Here is a 19,016-nt window from a genome sequence, read left to right on the forward strand (position 1 = left end):
CGGGTACGAGCTCGAAGCGGAGTGGCGTCCCCGCCGGGTTCACCGGTCCGCCGGTCCGGGCCTGCGGGAGAGGCCCGGCAATGTCACCGCCGGCGCGGTCCGCCCGCTTCCGGGAATTACTCCGACGATCCTCCGCGGATGGGACGGAAAATGGACGAAGAAGACGGCTGGAACAGAATGCAGCCGGTCATCGGCCCTGGTTCCGTCACGCACCAGATGTCTCTCAACGAGACCTATTTCCCACCGGCCCCGGATGTTCTCCGGGCCGTGCGGGAGACCGCCGCCGAATCGCACCGCACGCTCGACGCCCTCGCCTCCGGCCTCACGGCACGCATCGCCGCGCACCTGGACGTGCCGGCGGAGCACGTGCTGCCCGGTCCGGGGTCCGCGGCACTGCTCCAGCAGCTGTTCAGCACGCTGACCGGCCCCGGTACCGGCACTGTGCACGCCTGGCCCTCGTGGGAGGCGTATCCCATGCTGGCCGCCAACGCCGCCTCCGGCACCGTGCCCGTACCGCTGCGCGACCAGACCCACGACCTGGACGCGATGGCGGCCGCCGTCACCGGCCGCACCCGCATGGTGCTGCTGTGCAACCCCAACAACCCCACGGGGACCGCCGTCGGACACGAGGAGGTCGAGCGCTTTCTCGGCCGGCTGCCGTCCGGTGTCACCGTCGTCATCGACGAGGCGTACCGGGATTTCGCCGACGACGCGGAGGCCGCCGACGGCATCGCGCTCTACAGGAACGACGAACGCGTCTGCGTGGTACGGACGTTCTCCAAGTCCTACGGTCTGCTCAGCCAGCGCGTCGGCTACCTGGTCGGCCACGAGCGCACTCTCGGACAGCTGCGCGGGCTGCAGCTCTTCCTGCGCGTGAGCAACACCGCGCAGGCCGCCGCAGTCGCCGCCCTCGACGATCAGGCCGAGTTCGCGCGCCGCTGCGGGGCGACCGCCGAGGAACGTGAACGGCTGAGGAGCGTCCTGCTCGCGCAGGGCTGGACGGTGACGCCCAGCCAGGCCAACTTCCTCTGGCTGCCCATGGAAAGCGGCGTGGAGGAGCTCACACAGTTCTGCGCCGACCACGGAGTGCTCGTCTGCGGGAAGCCGGGTGAGGGAGTACGCGTGACGATCGGCGGACGGGAGGCCGACGACGCCTTCGCCGAACTGGCGGGCAAATGGCGCGCGGAGACGGCCGGAGCGCCCGGGCCCGAAGTGCCGCCGGCGCACGGCCGTCCCCCCGGGAGAGCCGACGCCACTGGCAGCGACGCCGGCACGGGGAGCACCTGAGCCGGAGCGACAACTGGCCGACCTGTGCCCGGCCCCGGCGCCGGGCCCGTTCGTCCCCGAGACCCGGACGCCCTCGCCGTCCCGGAAGTGATGGCCGCATGACTCCTCTCGACTCGCCCACCGCACAGGCACGGACAGCCGGAGACGACCTCGTCCGGCGTCTGCCCGACGCCCGGCCGTCCCTCGCGCTGCTGCACCGGGAGATGGAGCGCCGCTGGCCGGCCGGCCTTCCCGATGTGGACCGGATCTCCCGGTACGCGCTGCTGCCCGCCGGCAAGCTGCTGCGTCCGCTGCTGGTGACGGAATCGGCTGCCGCCGTCGGCGGCGATCCGGAGCAGGCCGTGTCCGCCGCGCTGGGAGTGGAGTACCTGCACGTGGGGTCGCTCGTCCACGACGACGTCATCGACGGGGACGCGACACGGCGGGGCCGGCCGAGCGTGGCAGCGCACTTCGGCACCGCCGACGCGATCGTCACGGGCGACGCGCTGATCTTCGACGCCGTCCAGGCCGCCGCCGGATGCACCCGCGACCGGCTCCCCGCGGAGACCCTGCTCTCCGTCGTCCGCACCCTGGCAGGCGCAGGCATCGAACTGTGCCGCGGCCAGACGCTGGAGGCGGAGTTGTGCGGCGACACGGAGTGCGGCATGGAGCGCTATCTGCGGATGATCGCGCTCAAGACGGGAGCCCTCTTCCGCGCCGCCTGCCGGATCGGGGCATTGCTCGGCGGCGCCACAGCCCGGCAGGCCGACGCCCTGGAGCAGTTCGCCGCCCACTGCGGGCTCGCCTTCCAGATGTCGGACGATCTGCTGCCGCACACCGGTGACGGCACGGCGAGCGGCAAGCCGCCTCTGAGCGACGCCGCGAACGGCAGGCCGACGTTCCCCGTGCTGCTGGCCCACGAGCTCGCAGGTCCCGCGGAGAGACGGCGGTTGGCGGCTGCCCTGGCCTCCGGTACGCCGGCTGCGGAGGCCCAGCGGACCGTCCGGGAAGTGCTGGAGACCACCGGGGCGCTGCGCGCGGCTCGTGAACGGGTGCAGTCGGAAGCGGCGTCGGCGGAGAACTCCCTGTCGGTCCTCGCGCCTTCGCGCTCGCGGAACGTCCTCGCCGGCGTGGCGCGCATGTCCGTGGACCGGGACCGGTGAGCCCCGCGGAGGCGGGGGCCGAGGCCGTCGCCGCAGCGCACGCCGGGGACCGCACGCAACAGGCGCCCCGGGAACAGGGGTTGAGGACGCCGGAGCGCGGCGGCGGCGGGACCGGCCGCCGAGGCCCAGTCCGGCGAGGGGCGCTGCGCAGCGCGGTACGGGCCCACCTGGAGACGTGGCGTCCGTACACGCTGGCCTACCCGGGTCTCGTCGGCCTCGGCGGGGCCGCGCTGAACGGCGGTTCCGTCCCGGGCGGCGCCCACGGGGCGGCTCCCGTCCTGGTCGCCTGGGCGGCTCCGACGCTCGGCTGGCTCAGCGGCCACTACCTCGGTGACTGGTTCGACCGGCGCCTGGACGCCGTCAGCAAACCGCAACGGCCGCTGCCCTCGGGGCGGTTGAGCCCCCGGACAGCCCTGACGTGCGGTGTGGTCTGCGCCCTGGCCTCGACGGGGGCGGCAGCGGCGGTTAACTGGCGGGCCGTGCTGCTGGTCGGGATCGCCATGCTCGGCATCGTGGCCTACAGCAAGGTCTTCAAGGGCCGGGGCCTGACGGGCAACGCCGTGCGGGGATCGCTCACGGCCACGACGGTGCTCTTCGGGGCGATGACGGTGGAGACCCTGCCGAGCCGGCACGTGCTGCCGTTCGCCGTGGCGTTCTGGTTCCAGGACACCGCTTCGAACCTGGTCGGCACCCTCCGCGACGTGGACGGCGACCGCGCGGGCGGCTGCCGCACGGTGCCCGTACGGCACGGAGTACGCGTAGCCGTCCGTGCCGCCGCCCTGCTGCATGCGGTCGCCCTGGCCGTGGCCCTCGCCGCCCTGCCGCTGGTACCGGGGGACCGCGGCAGCTCGGCCGTGCTCCTGCTGTGCGCGGTCGGCTGCGGGACGGCGGCGTTCCTTCCGCTGCTGCGCGCAGCTCCCGGCACCCTCACTCCGAGACGCGCTCTGCGCGCGCACGAGATCCTGGTGACCGAACGCATGCTGCTGGCGGGGGCGTTGCTCGCGGGCGGCTGGACGCTGCTGCCCGCGCTCGCCGTCGTCGTGCCGCTGTCGGCCGTCAGCCTGCTGGCTCAGGCGCGCATGCGCGCACGGCACGAATTCCCCCCGGCAGAGGACGCTTCGGCACGGACGCCGCACGACGGCACACGAGGTGATGTCGCACCATGGTGACGCAGGAACTCGCCCGAGCCGTGGACAGAGCGGTCGGTACCGGAGCCGAAGCGCTGTTCGCCCGGCTGCGCCCCGACGGAGTCTTCGCGCCGCGCGGTGACCGCTTCTCCCCCGCCAACACCGCCGCCGCGATCGTCGCGCTCCACCACGCCACGGAGCAGCCTCCGGACCGTACGGACGGACCGGCCGGCACGGACAGCACCGACAGCACCGACAGCACGATCGCACGCGCCGTGACGCGGCTGTGCGACTCCCAACGCCCGGACGGCGGCTGGGCGATGGCCGGCGTCCCCACCGAGTTGCTGGCCACGGCGGTCGCCACGGCGGCGCTGCGGCTGGTCGCGCCCGAGCGTGCGGCGAAGGCCGTACGTGCCGGCGAGGAGCTGGTGACGCGACTCGGCGGCGCGGCGGCACTGCCGGAGCCGACGATGACGGGCCTGGTGAGGCAGTTCGACGCCCTGTCCGGGGTCGGGAAGCTGTCGGAACTGCCCCGGCTTCCCATGGAGTTGATGCTGCTGCCGGGCCCGGCCCGGCGGCTGCTCAGCCTGCGTCTGCCCATCTTCGCGAGCATGGCCCTCGCCCAGGCGGCCCACCGCCCGCAGGGCCGGGCCCGTGCGCTCGTGAACAGGGCCGCAGGCAGGGCAGCCCTCCGCGTGGTCCGGGAGGCGTACGAACGCGAGGGCTCCACAGGGGAGTTCAGCACCGATCCGTGGCTGACGAGCCTGATCGCACTCGGCATCGCACGCTCGGGCACGGCCCCCGACATCTCCCGCGCCTCCGCGCACAGGCTGCGCGCCATGGCACGGCAGGACGGGTCCTGGGATCTGATGCCCCTCGATGTGACCTGGTCGTCCTTCGCGACGGCCGCGCTGCTGGAGGCCGGATACGCAGCCGACCCCCGGCTGACCGCGACCCGCGCCATGTTCCACCGGCGGCAGCAGGACGAGCCGTTCGCAGCGCTCGGCTGCCCTCCCGGCTTCTGGGGCTTCTCCAGCGTCTCCAGTTGGCCGATGGCGCTGGAGACGGCCGAGGTCAGCTCGGCCCTCCTGCAACTGCCGGGCGGCCGTGAGGACATCCACGCCCGGCGCGGCATCGACTGGCTGACGGCGATGCAGGACCGCAGCGGCTCGTGGAGCCTCGCCGTCCGCGGCAGCAGGCCCGGCGGATTCGGCCCGTGCCCGCACATGACCGCGAAGGCCGTGCGCGCACTTCTCGACCACGGCGTGCCGCCCCGGGACCGGCGCGTCGTCCGTGCGCTGGAGTGGCTGGCCCGGGTGCAGCACGAGGACGGCTCCTTCGAGGCCATGTGGTACCGCGGACCGACCCCCGGCACGTCCGTCGTGCTGGAGACGCTCTGCCGCGCCGGCCGGAGCGGGAGCAGCCAGGCGCGGCGGGCCCGGGACTGGCTGCTGCGCACCCAGGCGGCCGACGGTTCGTGGGCGTCCGGCGAGGACGGTCCCGACGCGCCGCGCGGCACCGTCGAGGAGACGGCCTGGGCACTGCACGCCCTTCTCGCGGCAGGCACCGGTCCCGACAGCCGAGCCGTCGTCGCCGCCGCGCGCCGGCTGACCGACGCACAGTGCACGGACGGGAGTTGGCAGGGCGCCGCGGTGAACGAGTACGTGCGGCGGTGCTCCCGTTACGCCGACGACGGCATCGCCTCCGGGCTCGCCCTCCGCGCCCTCGCCCGGCTGCGCACGGTGGCGGGGACGGACGGCGCAGGCACGGGCGAAGGCCCGCCTCGGACTGCACAGCCGACCCGGCCGACACAGCCAACACAGCCGACCCGGCCGACGAACCCGACGCAGGAGGACGGCACTCCGTGAGCAGCGACTACGACGTGGTGGTGTGCGGCGCCGGCGCCGGGGGACTCGCAGCCGCACGCGCGCTCGGTGAGATCGGGCTGCGCGTCCTCGTCGTCGACAAGCAGCGCAGCCCTCGCCCCGTCGCGAAGGGCGAGGTGCTTCAGCCCGGTGCGCTGCGGGTGCTGCGTCGCTGGGGCGCCGAGCGGCTGCTGGAGTCCCGGGGCGCACTGCGGCTGGGACGGCTGGTGGTCCGCGACGCGCACGGCGCGCCCCTCATGGAACTCGACTACGGCCAACTTCCCGCCGAAGACCGGTCGTTGCTCGCTCACGACCACCTCAGCGTCCTCGACGCACTGACGGCGGGCCTCGGGGAGTCGGTGGAGGTGCGCCGGGGCGTACGCGTCGAGGAGGCCCTGCGGGACGGCACCGGACGCGTCGTCGGCGTACGGCTGGCGGAGCGCGGCCAGGGGCAGCCCCGGCAGGCTCAGCAGCACGACGTGCACGCACCGCTCGTCGTCGCAGCGGACGGCATCGGCTCACGGCTCCGCCGCGCCGCGGGCGTCGGCGGACGGCGCAGCGAATACCCGCACAGGCTGGTCTCGTTCGAGCTGAACGGAGTCGCCGCGCGCCCCGACGACTTCTCGGCGTACCTCACGGCGCGGGGTCTGCGCCTGGTGTATCCGCTGCCGGACGGCCGTGTACGGCTCTACGTGCAGGCGCGTCCGGAAGAGCTGCGCGGCCTGGACGGCGCGGAGTTCGCACGGTGGAGCGAGGCAGCGGTGCGCGAAGTGCCCGCCCTCGCGCCGCTCGCCGGGGCCCTGCCCGCAGCCGCCGGCACCCGTCAGCTCTTCCCCGTGGCGCGTTTCCTCGCCGAGCGGCTGACGGCGCCGGGCCTCGCCCTCGTCGGGGAATCCGCCTACGCCGTGCACCCCATGGCCGCGCAGGGCATGAACACCGCCATCACCAGCGCCGGCGCGCTCGCCGACTCCCTCGCCTGCGGGACGGGCGAGTTGAGCCCCGAGACCGTCGACGCGGCGCTGCGCGCCTACGAACAGGACAGGCTTCCCGTACTCGCCCAGGCCGCGCGGACCAGCGACAACGCGGCCCGCATGGTCACCGATCTCTCCCTGCCGGGACGGTTGCTGGGCCGCCGGGCGGTCCGCTGCAGCGGCGCCAACCCCCGGCTGCTGCACACCATCACGTACAACATGGCGGGCCTGGGCCCGCGCCCGCTGACCCTGCTGGACCGCCTGCAGCAGCTCGGGCTGCTCCCCGACCCCCGCTCCCACCGCGTCCCGCCGGGATGAGTGCAGCGGCACCGCTCCCACCACCACCCGACCCCGACAGGCCCGACAGGCCCCAGGAGAACGGCATGTCCCTCGACGAAGCGCTCAACTCCCCCGCTCAGTCCGCCGGGCAGGCGGACCGGATACGGGTACGCCCCGTCTCCGGCGCCCTCGGCGCGGAGCTGCACGGTGTGGATCTCACCGCGCTGGACGACGAACTCTTCGCGCGCATACACGAGTTGCTGCTGCGCCACCTCGTCCTGTTCATCCCCGGCCAGTCCGGTCTCACCCCGGAGGCCCACGTCGCGCTGGGGCGGCGGTTCGGCGAGGTGGAGGTCCACCCCTTCCTGCCGAAGCTCGAAAGCCACCCCGAGGTGACGCTCATCGAGTCGGACAAGGGCGGAAAGGCCGACGAGTGGCACATCGACGTGACGTTCAGCCCGAACCCTCCCGTCGCCTCGATCCTGCACCTCGTCACCTGCCCCGAGTCGGGCGGCGACACGATGTGGAGCAACCAGTACCTGGCCTACGAGACGCTCTCGGGTCCCTTCCGCGAGATGCTGGACGGCCTCACCGCGGTACACGTCCTCCAGGCCCCGCAGGTCGGGACGCTCTCCGCCGAACACCCGGTGGTGCGGGTGCATCCGGAGACGGGAAGGCGCTCGCTGTACGTCACCCGCATGTGGACGTCGCACATCCCGCAGCTCAGCCGCAACGAGAGCGACGCCGTCCTGCAGTACCTCTTCGAGCACTCCGAGGCGCCCCGCTTCAACTGCCGCTACCGCTGGGAGCCTGGCGCGGTGGCGATCTGGGACAACCGCGCCACCCAGCACCTCGCGGTCAACGACTACCAGGAGTACCGCAGGGGCCGGCGCGTGACGGTGCTCGGTGATCACCCGACCGGTGACGCACCCCGCTGGGAGCCCTACGAACGCAGGGGGGACGAGCGGTACTACCCGCGGCGGGTGAACGCCCGCTCCGGCTACTGAACGCGGCACTTCGTCCCGGCGGACAGCCGGAGGCAACGGCCGCGGAACGCCTCAGGCCGGGAGTCCGCTCCCGCCGCGGTCCAGGGCTCCCGCCGTGCTCAGTGCGCGCATGCCCGGCGTGCAGCTGCGGCGCAGCCTGTCCAGCTCGTCGCCGGGCAGTGCCTCAGCCGCACCGCGCCGTGCCCCGTCGAGGAGTCCGCTCCCGGCGGCGAGCCAGCCGGGGTCCGGCTCCACGCCGATGTGCCCGGCCAGTTCGGTCAGCCGGCGGACGGGGTCGGCGAGCAGGTCCTCGTAGGAGAGAGAGGTACGCAGGGGGGCGGGAACCTCGTCGAGGTGGGCGAGCCCTTCGGTGATCATTCCGCTCCACAGCTCTCCGAAGCGTTCCACCGGCAAGGGCCGTTCCAGCACCCCCCGCAGGTCGAACGCGTCGTCCGCCATGAGGTCCGCCAGGTCGGCGGCGAGATCCTGCTCGGCCGGGCCGTCGGCGGCGTGCGCCACGGCCAGCAGCAGGCGGAAACCCGCGTGGCGGCTCATCGAGAGCGCGCAGTCGGGCCCGTCACGGTGCAGGTGGACGAAGCGCGCCTCCGGGAAGGCCGCCCTCAGCCGCGGCACCGTGCCGAGGGAGAACCCGGAGCGCTCCACCACGGCCCGGCGGCCGAACCGTTCGGCCAGCATCCCGAAGAGGGCCCGGTAGTGGGCGGCGGCCGGAGCACGGCCACGGCCCTCCAACACGGGCCGCAGGTCGTCGTGGAGCGTGTCGGGGTCGTCGGTGAGGTGCGGCAGCGTCGTCAGGCAGACGGCGGGGACGCCGCCGTCCCCGGCCGAGAAGCGGCCGCCCGGCAGACGCGGATAGAGATGCTCGGGCAGGGGCGTCCCCTCCCGGATCATGCGGTCGGCGAAGGGACGGCTGGAGGACAGGAGCGCCCAGAACTCCTTCCCCGTCAGCGGCTCCCGGGGCAGGGCGCCCGGCTCGACGCACGCGAAGAGTTCGCTGAGGCTGAGCACGTCGGGGTGGAGCCGCAGCACGCGGGAGAGCGCGGTGGACCCGCACCTGCCGGTGCCGACGACGAAGGTCAGCGGCCGGGAGGCGGTGCCGGGGCCCGTCCCGCTCACAGCCCGAAGTCCACCGTCACCGGAGCGTGGTCGCTCCACCGCTCGTCGTGCCGGGCGGCCCGCTCGACCACCGCCTTCACCGCCCGGGCCGCCAGCCGGGGCGTCGCCGCCTGGAGGTCGATGCGCCAGCCCGAGTCGTTGTCGAAGGCCCGGCCGCGGTAGGACCACCACGAGTACGGTCCGGCGACGTCCGGATGCAGCGCACGCACGACGTCCGCGTAGCCGCCGTCGGAGGCGTCGAAGACCCGGGAGAGCCACTCGCGCTCCTCCGGCAGGAACCCCGACGAACGGCGGTTGGCCCGCCAGTTCTTCAGGTCCGCCTCCTGGTGGGCGATGTTCCAGTCGCCGCACACCAGGACGTCCCGGCCGTCTGCCGCCGAACGCTCGCGCAGCCGACGCAGATAGGGCAGGAAGGCCGCCATGAAGCGTTCCTTCTGCGCCTGCCGTTCCGTGCCGACCTCCCCCGAGGGCAGATAGAGGCTGGCGACGGTCACGCCCGGCAGGTCGGCCTCCGCGTACCGGCCCGAGTCCTCGAACTCGGCCGCCCCGAAGCCGATCCGCACCCGCTCGGGCTCGCGGCGCGTCAGCAGGGCCACGCCCGCGCGTCCCTTGTCGGCGGCGGGCGCGAAGACGGTGTGCCAGCCCTCGGGGGCGCGTACGTCGTCGGGGAGCTGGTGCGGCTCCGCACGGACCTCCTGGAGGCAGACCACGTCCGCCTCGGTGGCGGCCAGCCACTCCCGGTAGCCCTTCTTCGCCGCCGCGCGCAGCCCGTTCACGTTGACCGTCGTCACCTTCAGCATCCGGGTCACCCTACGATGCGGGCATGCGAATCGTCCGTGCGCGTTACGACCATCCCGATGCGATGAAGCTCAACGACGCCGTGCAGCAGGAGTACGCCGTGCGCTACGGCGACGAGGGCGACGTGACGCCGCTCGAACCGTCGATGTTCGAGCCCCCGCAGGGGCTCTACCTGCTGGCGTACGACGCGGACGAGCGTCCCGTGGCCTCGGGCGGCTGGCGCACCCAGGACCGCGGTGCGGAGGGCTACGCGGACGGCGACGCCGAGATCAAGCGCATGTACGTGGTGCCGGAGGTGCGGGGACGGGGACTGGCCCGGCAGATCCTGGCTCTGCTGGAGGACGACGCCCGCGAGGCCGGACGTACCCGCATGGTCCTCGAGACGGGCACCGCGCAGCCCGAGGCGATCGCGCTGTACACCTCCTCCGGGTACGAGCCGGCGGAGAAGTTCGGCCACTACCGCTTCGAGCCGGAGAGCCGCTGTTACGCGAAGCCGCTGTGACCGCTCCACGGGTCGTCGCCGCCGGCTCCGGCGTGGCCGCCCCCGCCGGCCTCGGGGCCGGCCTCGTGGGCCGGGCCGCCTCCCGCGTGACCTGACGGGCTCCCCTCATGAGCCGAGCCGCCGGCCTCGCTGCCCCCGGTCCCGCCGGGGCCCGCCGGCCGCGCGAACTCCGCGGCGTCCGCGAGCCCGTACTCCTCCACCGACACGACCCGCATGCCCGGCACCGCCGCCGTCCGGCTCGTCAGGGCACGCCCGGGCGGCAGCTCCACACAGCACGCCGCCCCTTCGTCCGCGAGGGCCGCCGCCACCTTCTCCCAGGGCACGGGACGGGCCACTGACCGGGCGAGCTCGTCGAGCACCGCGTTGGTGTCGCCGCGCAGACTGCGTCCGTACGCGCCGCTGACGTAAGGCACCCTCTGCGGGCGCCGCTCGACGGTCGCCAGATGCTGCGCGAGGCGGATCGCGACGTCCCCCTCCGGCTCCTCGGCACGCTCCAGCAGTTCGCCGCGCAGCCGTACCGCCCTCAGCGCCTCCTCCAGAGTCAGCACCTCCGCGATCACAGCCGCCGCGTAGCCGCCGACGTCCTCACCGGCGACGAAGGCGGGCGTCACCGCCTCGTCCTCCGACATGGCCCGCGCCCCCGCGACACCCGCGACCAGCAGCGCGACGTGACAGGCCACCGGCGACTTCTCCAGCGCCTCCGCCGTGTCCAGTTCCGCGATGCCGTCCGCGTACTCCCTGCCCGCGGTGCCGGCCCGACCGGCTGCTCCCGCCGCGTCGGCGGACCCCGCCCGGGCCGCGAGCCGCCGCAGCGCCCAGTCCGCCTCGGCCAGCACGGTCGCGGACGCCGCCGTGTCGGGCAGCCGGTGCAGCATGCCGGGTCGCTGCGAACCCCGGCCGGGGAAGAGGAAGGCGATGCTCATGGGGGTCAGCCTGGCGCGCAGGGCACCCGCCGCGCCAATCGGGTCCGCCCGGCCGCGGCGGTGAACTCCCCCGTCAGCACGGCGAATCGTCGCCGGTGCCCTCCGCGCAATCACCCGGGCGAGGGACGTGTCCGACGACGGGACGGGCCGGCGCGGCGGCCGGGGGACGGCGGGTGCGAGGTCCGGCGGCGGTCCCGGCGGGGGTCCCGGCGGAGGTCCCGGCGGAGATCCGGCGGAGGTCCGGCGGCGTTCCTGCGGAGACCGGGCGCAGGGGACGCGGCGCACCGGCTGGCACGAAACAGCCGAACAGGACGAACGGCCCGGGTGCGACCGAACCGCCCACGCCCCGGCGCCGGCCGTGTGAAGCTGACCCCATGGACACCCCCGAGGACCCGCAGCTGGCCGAGAAGCTCCAGGCGGACAGGCCCCATTCGGCACGCGTCTGGAACTACCTGCTCGGCGGCAGGGACAACTACAGCGCCGACCGCATGGCCGGCGACATGATCCTCCAGACGTTCCCCGACATCGCCCGGATCGCCCGCCTCCAGCGGTACTTCCTCGCCCGCGCGGTCCGCTTCCTGGCCGGTGAGGCGGGGATCCGCCAATTCCTGGACGTGGGCACCGGGTTGCCGACCGTGGACAACACGCACGAAGTGGCACAGCGGGTCGCGCCGGAGTGCAGGATCGTCTACGTGGACAACGATCCGCTCGTGCTCGTCCACGCCCATGCGCTGCTGACCAGCAGCAGCGCCGGCTCCTGCGACTACATCGACGCCGACGTCCGCGACCCCGAGGCGATCCTCGAAGGGGCGGCCCGCACCCTCGACTTCAGCGAACCGGTCGCCCTCACACTGCTCGGCACGCTGGGGCAGCTCCCCGACTCCGACGACCCCTGGTCGATCGTGAGCCGGCTGATGGAGCACCTGCCGCCCGGAAGCCACCTGGCGCTGAGCGACGGCACCGACACCAACAAGGCGCTCAACGACGCCATCGCCGTCTACAACGACAACTCCGCCAGCGAGTACCACCTGCGCAGCCCGCAACGCATCGCCCGGTTCTTCGACGGCCTGGAGCTGCTGGAGCCCGGAGTGGTCCCCACGACGAACTGGCGCCCCGAGATGGCGGACCCCGACGACGACTCCTCGCAGGTGGACGCCATCTGCGGCGTCGGACGCAAGCCGTGACAGCGGGGCGGACCGAGGCCGGCACACTTCCGCGGCCGGCATGCCCCGGGGAGCAGGCGGATGCGCCGCACGGGAGGGGACCGCACCCGCTGCTGCGTCTCCTCCTCGCCGCCGCCGACGGGCACTTCCCGCCCGCCGACGGCGGCGTGACCCTGCTCGGTCCGCTTCCGCGGGGGCTGGAGTGCTCGGTGGCCTTCACCGGGCACGCCGTGATCGCGACCGCGCTCCCCGCCGGCGTGATCCGCCGCATGAACCCCGACGGCCACGGCGCCTCCCTGGCCCCGGACCTGCTGCGTGCCCTGGCCGGGCCCGAGGGCGTCATCGACGTCGTCGACGTCACGCTGGCCGCCCACGGCACCGGCAGCACCGGCACCGGGTCCGGGTCCTCGCCGCCGGCGCCGGGGCTGCCGGAACGCACGGACCTGCACGACCATCCCCGCGTCCGGTACGCACGCGAACTGCGGTGCCGGGTACGGACGTTCGGCGACGAACGGGGCCTCGTCACACTCTCGGACGGGCTGGCCGGGCGCCGCGAGGTGAGCATCGAACTGGCCGAGCCGGACGAGGGCGCCCGCGGTCTCGGACGCACCCTGCTGCGGGACGTCCTCGCCCAGGTCCCGGCAGGGGAACCGGTGTTCGCGGCCGTGTCCCCCGGCAACGCGCGGTCGCTGCGGTCGTTTCTCGCCGCCGGCTTCACGCCGCTCGGCAGCGAGGTGATCATCCGTCCCGGACGCCGCGCCGGAGAGGAGCCCGCGCACACATGACGCACCGGCTGCCCCGTCACCCCCGCCCGCACCCGCATCGGCGCCCGCACCCGCATCCGCACCCGCAGTCACAGCGGCGCACGGTGGCCACCCGCGCCCGGCAGGCCCCGTGATCACGGCCGAGGCTGTCCCCACCGAGCGGCTGATCCTGCGGCCGTTGCGTGTCGAGCACGCACGCGAGATGGCCGGGGTGCTCTCCGACCCGGAGCTGTACGCCTTCATCGGCGGCGAGCCGCCCTCCGTCCAGTCGCTCCGGTCCCGCTACGAGCGATGGGAGGCGGGCTCCGGCGATCCAGCCGAGTCCTGGTGCAACTGGGTCGTCGAGTCACGCGAGGAGAACTGTCTGACGGGGACGGTCCAGGCGACCGTCACGCGGGAGGACGACGAAAGCCTCACCGCCGAGATCTCCTGGATCGTCGGAACGGCGTGGCAGGGCCGCGGTGTCGCCACGGAAGCGGCCCGTGCGCTGGTCGGCTGGTTGCGTCAGCGGCACGTGACGCGGATCGTCGTCCACGTCCACCCGCGTCACGGTGCCTCTGCCGCCGTGGCGGCGGCAGCGGGGTTCACGCCCACGGACCACTGGCACGACGGCGAGATCCGCTGGCGGCACACAGTTCGCCACTGACCGCGATGAGCTTCAACTCACGCGGAGAAGAGGGGACTTGTCTGCGGAGGCTCCGCCGTCCGGCGCCGGGTTTCCGGGGACGGCGAGCAGCAGGGGAAAGGGGCAGGTGACAGGGATGGCGGAGAGCCGTCGGCCGGTGGATCTCGACGCGTACGAGGCTCGGGCCCGCTCCGGCCCGTGTTTCGTCTGCGCCTTCGCCGCAGGCGACCCGGACTATGCCCACGAGACGGTCTACGAGGACGACGAACACCTCGCGTTCCTCGACCGCTACCCGACGCTCCCCGGCAAGGTCCTCGTCGCCCCGAAGAGACACATCGAGCACGCCGTACGGGATCTGGACGAGGCCGCCTATCTGCGCCTGATGACGGTCGTGCGCAGGGTCGCCCTGGCGGTCGAGGACGTGATCGCCCCCGAGCGCACGTACCTGCTGACCCTCGGCAGCCAGCAGGGCAACGCCCATCTGCACTGGCACATCGCAGGGTTGCCCCACGGTGTGCCGTACGGGCAGCAGCAGTTCCACGCGCTGATGACGGAACACGGCGTACTGTCCACGACCCCTCAGGAGACGGCCGACCTGGCCGCGCGACTGCGCGAAGCGGCAGCCGCGAGGTGACACCCCGCGCCGTCCGCCCGCTCCGTCCCACCCCCCGAGGCACCCTGTGCCACCGCAGCGATCCGTGCTTGTCTTGAGCATGACGATGAGACGTCGGCACTTCCTCCAGTCACTGACCGCGCTGTCGACCACCGCCGTGCTCACCACCGCGACGTCGGGCACGGCGAGCGCAGCCGCCACCCGCGCACCCGTCCCCGATGCGTGGATGTCACAGCTCCCCGACGGTGCGCTCCTGCGTGAGCTCACCATCCCCGGGACGCACAACTCCGGTGCCCGCCACGGCGGTCCGTGGACGGAGTGCCAGAACACCGGCATCGGTGAACAGCTCTCCGCCGGAATCCGCTTCCTCGACGTGCGCTGCCGCCTCTTCGAGGGTTCCTTCACCATCCATCACGGCCCCTCCTACCAGCACCTCAACTTCGACGACGTGCTGGGCTCCTGCCGCGACTTCCTCTCCGTCCGCCCCTCGGAGACCGTCCTGATGCGGGTCAAGCAGGAGTACTCGGAGGAGAGCGCGGAGAGCTTCCGTGCCGTATTCGACGACTACCTGGACGGCCGCGGCTGGCGCTCGCTCTTCCAACTGGACACGTCCCTGCCCACGTTGGGCGGAGCACGCGGCAAAGTCGTACTGCTCGGCGACTCGGACGGCCTGCCAGGAGTGCGCTACGGCGACGGAGCCCTCTTCGACATCCAGGACGACTACATGGCCGAGCCGGAAGCCAAGTACCCGCTCGTCGCGGACCACTTCCGCAAGGCCGCCGCCCAACCGGGCAAGTTGTACGTCAACTTCGTCAGCACCGCGGCGCTGCTCCCGCCCCGCTCCAACGCGGACCGTCTCAACCCTCGTGTGCGGGACCTGCTCACGTCGCCGGACAACGCCTCCTGGACGGGACTCGGCATCGTCCCGATGGACTACCCCGGCGAACACGCCGTCGTCGAAGCGCTGTTGGCCCATCAGCCCGCCGGCTGAGCCGTCGTGGGGCCCGCCGGCGCCCGCGGATGCCCGGGTTTCCGGCGAAGAGGCCGCCTGCCTCTCCGTAGCCGTCGGCTGCCCCTTGAACAGGAGCAGCCGACGGCGGCAGACCGCCGGACGGGGCCGACGGAGCGGCGTCAGGCGCGCACCGGCTCTTCGCGGGCGACCTCCAGGTTCACGAAACGCGGTTCGCCGTCGCACAGGGAACGCAGCCGCTCGGCCACGCGCTGCGTCTCCGGCAACTCGTTGTTCCTCATCGCCGCCTCGTAGGAGGGGAATTCGACGATGTCCACGTAGTGGCCCGGCTTCTCACGGTCCCGGGTGTGCAGTTCCTGCACGACGGTCCGCTTGCCCTCGCTGGCGGCCAGCCACTCGTCGAAGGCGTCTTCCAGCTCGTCCGCGCGGGATGTCTCGTACTCGATGATCTGGACGAATGTCATCGTGACAACCTCCTGTTCCCGTCTGTCCGATGCTCGCGCTGCTCACGCGTCATCATCTGTTCGCGGCTTCCGTCTCGTCGCGGCCGCGGCGTCCTCGCGTCACAGACCGAGCCGCACGCGGTGGATCTCGTCGGCCGCGTGTCCCGCGCGTTCGTGGACGCGCCGGACGGCCGCCGCGGAGGGGCTCTCGGAGAGGCAGAAGACGGTCCCCGTCTCCGGATCCGCCCATGTGTGCTCGAAGTGCACGCCCTCCGCCTTCCCCTGTTCGAGGTCGGCGTTGTGAACTGCTTCCAGCTGTTCCGCCGTGATGCCCTTCATCCCGTGGTGTACGTCCATGAACTTGGTCACAGCTGCACCTCCGGTTGATCGTTCCGGGCTCGTACTGCCGTCGCCGGGGTCTGCCGGCGATCGACGCCCTGCCGAGCCCTCATCCTCCATGGTGCTCCTCGATCGCCGGAGGACCAAAGAGCTCCCCACGCACTGGAACCGGCTCCGACCTGCTGCTTCTCACCACCGGCAAGACCGTGGCGGCCTTGCCGGGCCGTGGGGACGCCCGACGGCGAGACGGACGACAGGCAGTTCGGGCACGACGCCGAAACCTGTGAAGTCACCGGCGATGCGGCCGAGTTGCACGTTCGGCTCCCCCCGCCCCCGCCACAGGGCCTCGCCGACAACCTCGTCCCCGGTCCGGCCGGGCGGGCGTCGGACGGCTCGCCGCGTGCCCGGACGGGAGCCGCGAGGACTCTTGACAGCGGAAGCAGCCGGGCGCAACATCCCTGGAACCATTAATTAACTATCTAGTGCGTTAACTACTCCGCCGTGCCGGGAGCGAGCCGCCCGGCCCGTACGCTCCACAAGAGCACCGGAGAGGGCAGTGCCGCCGTCCCGCACGTCGCACACGGCGCCCGCCGCGCACCTCACGTCCCTGCTCCCTCCCGCGTTCCCCGGCGGAACGCGGGACCTCCCCGGAGGAGTCAGTCCGTGTCCTCACATCCGGCCGACCCCGCACCCACACCTCCGCCCGAGAACGGCCAGGGCGGCCCCGACGGCCTGCACGCCCCGGCCGCCCCCCAGGGCAAGCCGCGCAAGGCCGCCATCGCCGCCTGGATCGGCAGCGCCCTGGAGTACTACGACTTCTTCATCTACGGCAGCGCCGCCGCCCTGGTCTTCCCCAAGGTCTTCTTCTCCCCCGACGACCCCGCCACCGCGACGCTGATCTCCCTGGCCACCTTCGGCGTCGCCTACGCGGCCCGCCCCGTCGGCGCCCTCTTCCTCGGGCACTTCGGCGACCGCCTCGGCAGGCGGAAGATCATGGTGCTCACTCTGATCCTGATGGGCCTCTCGACGTTCCTCATCGGCGTCCTGCCCACGTACGCGCAGATAGGGACGGCCGCGCCGGTGCTGCTGGTGCTGATGCGGGTCCTCCAGGGCCTCTCCGCCGCGGGCGAGCAGGCCAGCGCCAACTCCATGACGCTCGAACACGCCCCCGAGCACCGCCGCGGCTACTACGCCAGCTTCACGCTGAACGGCACACAGGCGGGCCAGATCCTGGCGACGCTCATCTTCATCCCGGTCGCCGCCCTCCCCGACGACCAGCTCTACTCCTGGGGATGGCGCATCCCGTTCCTGCTGAGCGCGGTCGTCGCCGTCGTCGGATACGTCATCCGCCGCACGCTGGAGGAGACACCGGTCTTCCAGCAGGTGGCGGCCGGGAACGAGGTGGCGAAACTGCCGCTCGTCGAGCTGGTCAGGGGCCACTGGGCCGACGTGCTGCGCGTCGTCGCCGCGGCGCTGATCGCGACGGTGAGCACCATCTTCACCGTGTGGGCGCTCTCGTTCGCCACCAGTGACGCCGGCGGCCTGGAGGACTCCTCCATGCTGTGGGTCGGCGTACTCGCCAACGCCGTGGCCCTGCTGGCGATCCCGCTGTGGGCGAAGCTCTCGGACCGCATAGGCCGCAAGCCGGTGTTCCTGACGGGGGCGCTCGGCTCCGGCGTGATGATCTTCGTCTATCTGTGGGCGATCTCGACGGGAAGCCTGCCGCTCGTGCTGCTGACCGGGATCGTCTTCTTCGGCGTCGTCTACAGCGCCGCCAACGGCATCTGGCCGTCCCTGTACGGCGAGATGTTCCCCGCCCAGGTGCGGCTGTCCGGCATGGCCGTCGGCACCCAGCTCGGCTTCGCCATCGCCGGGTTCGCCGTGGGCTTCGCGGAGCAGATCGCGGGTCCCGGAGGGGACGGCTGGATCGGAGTCGCCGCCTTCACCGCCGCCATCTGCGCCGTCAGCGCACTCGCGGTGGCCACGGGCCGCGAGACGCACCGCGTACCGACCGCGGCTCTCGGCCTCAAGGAGCACCACGCTCAGGAGCGCACCGGCCGCACGTCCGCCGAGCGGCCGTCCGGAGCCGCCAGGTGACCTCCAGCACCCCCGGCTCCTACCTCACCGGCCTCGTCGGCTCGGGCATCGGCCCGTCGCTGAGCCCGCTCCTGCACGAGCGGGAGGCCGACCGGCACGGCCTGCGTCTGGTCTACCGCACCCTCGACCTCGAAGCGCTGCCGTGGCCACCGGGGCTCGGATCCTCGCCCGGCGACGGGCCCGGCCCGGCCGCCGAGCCCGGCCGGGCCGCCGCCCGGCTGCTGCACGCCGCACGGACGGTCGGTTTCGACGGCCTCAACATCACCCATCCCTGCAAGCAGTCGGTCATCCCGCATCTCGACGAACTGTCCCCCGACGCAGCAGAGTTGGGCGCCGTCAACACCGTCGTCCTCCGTGCGGGCACGGCCGTCGGCCACAACACGGACGTGACCGGCTTCAGGCAGTCCTTCACCCGGGGACTGCCCGGCGCCGCCCTGCGCCGCGTCGTCCAGCTCGGTGCGGGCGGGGCCGGAGCCGCCGTCTCCCACGCCCTGCTCGGTCTCGGTACGGGCCGCCTCGTCCTGGTCGACACGGAGACGGCCCGCGCCGAGCGTCTCGCCGCCTCCCTCACCGAGCGCTTCGGCGAGGGCAGGGCGACCGCTGCGGGGCGGCAGGCCCTGGAAGCCGAACTGGCCGATGCGGACGGCCTGGTGAACGCCACCCCCGTGGGCATGGCCGCCCACCCGGGGACACCCCTGCCGGGCGGACTCCTCCATCCGGGTCTCTGGGTGGCCGAGGTCGTCTACCGGCCGCTGGAGACCGAACTGCTGCACCAGGCCCGCCTCCTGGGCTGCCGGACCCTCGACGGCGGAGGCATGGCCGCCTTCCAGGCGGCGGACGCCTTCCGGCTGTTCACCGGCCTGGAGCCCCACACCGACCGGATGCTCCAGGACCTCGCCGACCTCGTCGGCACTCCGCCGGAGGCCCGGACGTACGCACGCGGGACGGGCAGCCGCTGAACAGGCGGGTTTCCGCGAGGAGTTCAGAC

Annotated in this window: 19 protein-coding genes; 14 read left to right on the plus strand and 5 right to left on the minus strand. The window is 73.1% G+C overall.

Annotated elements, in window-relative coordinates; genetic code table 11:
* Nucleotides 1–150: 150 nt before the first annotated feature.
* The 6 genes from ACFPA8_RS09095 (at nt 151) to ACFPA8_RS09120 (ending at nt 7,678) form a co-directional block, all read left to right on the plus strand.
* On the plus strand, nt 151–1,287 hold the full coding sequence (locus ACFPA8_RS09095; protein ID WP_386445061.1) for an aminotransferase class I/II-fold pyridoxal phosphate-dependent enzyme: 1,137 nt from the start codon (nt 151–153) through the stop codon (nt 1,285–1,287).
* 98 nt (nt 1,288–1,385) lie between these two features.
* Nucleotides 1,386–2,429, plus strand: coding sequence for a polyprenyl synthetase family protein (locus tag ACFPA8_RS09100; protein ID WP_386445064.1), 1,044 nt, complete (start codon nt 1,386–1,388; stop codon nt 2,427–2,429).
* Nucleotides 2,426–3,598, plus strand: coding sequence for a UbiA family prenyltransferase (locus ACFPA8_RS09105; protein ID WP_386445067.1), 1,173 nt, complete (start codon nt 2,426–2,428; stop codon nt 3,596–3,598). The genes ACFPA8_RS09100 and ACFPA8_RS09105 overlap by 4 nt, the downstream gene beginning before the upstream one ends.
* A complete protein-coding gene (locus ACFPA8_RS09110) occupies nt 3,592–5,424 on the plus strand; it encodes a prenyltransferase/squalene oxidase repeat-containing protein (RefSeq protein WP_386445070.1) in 1,833 nt (610 codons plus the stop codon). Before ACFPA8_RS09105 ends, ACFPA8_RS09110 begins: the two co-directional genes overlap by 7 nt.
* Nucleotides 5,421–6,710 carry an FAD-dependent oxidoreductase gene (locus tag ACFPA8_RS09115; RefSeq protein ID WP_386445073.1) on the plus strand — a complete coding sequence of 430 codons (1,290 nt, stop codon included), beginning with the start codon at nt 5,421–5,423 and terminating at the stop codon, nt 6,708–6,710. The genes ACFPA8_RS09110 and ACFPA8_RS09115 overlap by 4 nt, the downstream gene beginning before the upstream one ends.
* A 65-nt stretch (nt 6,711–6,775) precedes the next feature.
* Entirely contained in the window at nt 6,776–7,678 is a 903-nt protein-coding gene (locus tag ACFPA8_RS09120; RefSeq protein WP_386445076.1) for a TauD/TfdA dioxygenase family protein, read from the plus strand.
* Nucleotides 7,679–7,729: 51 nt separating this feature from the next.
* Here ACFPA8_RS09120 and ACFPA8_RS09125 read toward each other — a convergent pair whose 3' ends face one another.
* Both ACFPA8_RS09125 and ACFPA8_RS09130 read right to left on the minus strand, forming a co-directional pair.
* Nucleotides 7,730–8,791: a sulfotransferase gene (locus tag ACFPA8_RS09125; RefSeq protein WP_386445079.1), complete on the minus strand. Its 1,062-nt coding sequence runs from the start codon at nt 8,789–8,791 to the stop codon at nt 7,730–7,732.
* Nucleotides 8,788–9,591: an exodeoxyribonuclease III gene (locus ACFPA8_RS09130; protein WP_386445082.1), complete on the minus strand. Its 804-nt coding sequence runs from the start codon at nt 9,589–9,591 to the stop codon at nt 8,788–8,790. The genes ACFPA8_RS09125 and ACFPA8_RS09130 overlap by 4 nt, the downstream gene beginning before the upstream one ends.
* A 23-nt stretch (nt 9,592–9,614) precedes the next feature.
* On the opposite strand from ACFPA8_RS09130, the gene ACFPA8_RS09135 reads away from it, so the two are divergent.
* Nucleotides 9,615–10,091: a GNAT family N-acetyltransferase gene (locus ACFPA8_RS09135; protein WP_386445085.1), complete on the plus strand. Its 477-nt coding sequence runs from the start codon at nt 9,615–9,617 to the stop codon at nt 10,089–10,091.
* On the opposite strand, the gene ACFPA8_RS09140 is transcribed toward ACFPA8_RS09135, so the two are convergent.
* Entirely contained in the window at nt 10,073–11,014 is a 942-nt protein-coding gene (locus tag ACFPA8_RS09140) for an acyltransferase domain-containing protein (RefSeq protein WP_386445088.1), read from the minus strand. The two genes, ACFPA8_RS09135 and ACFPA8_RS09140, sit on opposite strands and share 19 nt — an antisense overlap.
* Before the next feature lie 374 nt (nt 11,015–11,388).
* Here ACFPA8_RS09140 and ACFPA8_RS09145 point away from each other — a divergent pair, with 374 nt between their 5' ends.
* The 5 genes from ACFPA8_RS09145 (at nt 11,389) to ACFPA8_RS09165 (ending at nt 15,170) form a co-directional block, all read left to right on the plus strand.
* Complete coding sequence (locus ACFPA8_RS09145) at nt 11,389–12,198, plus strand: SAM-dependent methyltransferase (RefSeq protein WP_386445091.1); 810 nt, start codon at nt 11,389–11,391, stop codon at nt 12,196–12,198.
* Entirely contained in the window at nt 12,195–12,962 is a 768-nt protein-coding gene (locus tag ACFPA8_RS09150) for a hypothetical protein (protein ID WP_386445094.1), read from the plus strand. The genes ACFPA8_RS09145 and ACFPA8_RS09150 overlap by 4 nt, the downstream gene beginning before the upstream one ends.
* Before the next feature lie 109 nt (nt 12,963–13,071).
* Nucleotides 13,072–13,587 (plus strand): GNAT family N-acetyltransferase, encoded by a 516-nt coding sequence (locus ACFPA8_RS09155; RefSeq protein WP_386445097.1) that lies wholly within the window; start codon nt 13,072–13,074, stop codon nt 13,585–13,587.
* A 115-nt stretch (nt 13,588–13,702) separates the two neighbouring features.
* Nucleotides 13,703–14,200 carry an HIT family protein gene (locus ACFPA8_RS09160; RefSeq protein WP_386445100.1) on the plus strand — a complete coding sequence of 166 codons (498 nt, stop codon included), beginning with the start codon at nt 13,703–13,705 and terminating at the stop codon, nt 14,198–14,200.
* 85 nt (nt 14,201–14,285) lie between these two features.
* Entirely contained in the window at nt 14,286–15,170 is an 885-nt protein-coding gene (locus tag ACFPA8_RS09165) for a phosphatidylinositol-specific phospholipase C (protein WP_386446269.1), read from the plus strand.
* Between the two features lie 140 nt (nt 15,171–15,310).
* Here the strand turns inward: ACFPA8_RS09165 and ACFPA8_RS09170 are convergent, their stop codons facing one another.
* Together ACFPA8_RS09170 and ACFPA8_RS09175 are read right to left on the minus strand one after the other, a co-directional pair.
* On the minus strand, nt 15,311–15,613 hold the full coding sequence (locus tag ACFPA8_RS09170) for a hypothetical protein (protein ID WP_386445103.1): 303 nt from the start codon (nt 15,611–15,613) through the stop codon (nt 15,311–15,313).
* 99 nt (nt 15,614–15,712) lie between these two features.
* Entirely contained in the window at nt 15,713–15,961 is a 249-nt protein-coding gene (locus tag ACFPA8_RS09175; RefSeq protein WP_386445106.1) for an SCO4226 family nickel-binding protein, read from the minus strand.
* A gap of 702 nt (nt 15,962–16,663) precedes the next feature.
* Here ACFPA8_RS09175 and ACFPA8_RS09180 point away from each other — a divergent pair.
* Both ACFPA8_RS09180 and ACFPA8_RS09185 read left to right on the plus strand, forming a co-directional pair.
* Nucleotides 16,664–18,028: an MFS transporter gene (locus ACFPA8_RS09180; RefSeq protein ID WP_386446272.1), complete on the plus strand. Its 1,365-nt coding sequence runs from the start codon at nt 16,664–16,666 to the stop codon at nt 18,026–18,028.
* Nucleotides 18,025–18,987 carry a shikimate dehydrogenase gene (locus ACFPA8_RS09185; protein WP_386445109.1) on the plus strand — a complete coding sequence of 321 codons (963 nt, stop codon included), beginning with the start codon at nt 18,025–18,027 and terminating at the stop codon, nt 18,985–18,987. Before ACFPA8_RS09180 ends, ACFPA8_RS09185 begins: the two co-directional genes overlap by 4 nt.
* The last annotated feature ends 29 nt before the right edge of the window (nt 18,988–19,016 follow it).

The organism is Streptomyces ovatisporus (assembly GCF_042653885.1).
GTDB lineage: Bacteria > Actinomycetota > Actinomycetes > Streptomycetales > Streptomycetaceae > Streptomyces > Streptomyces ovatisporus.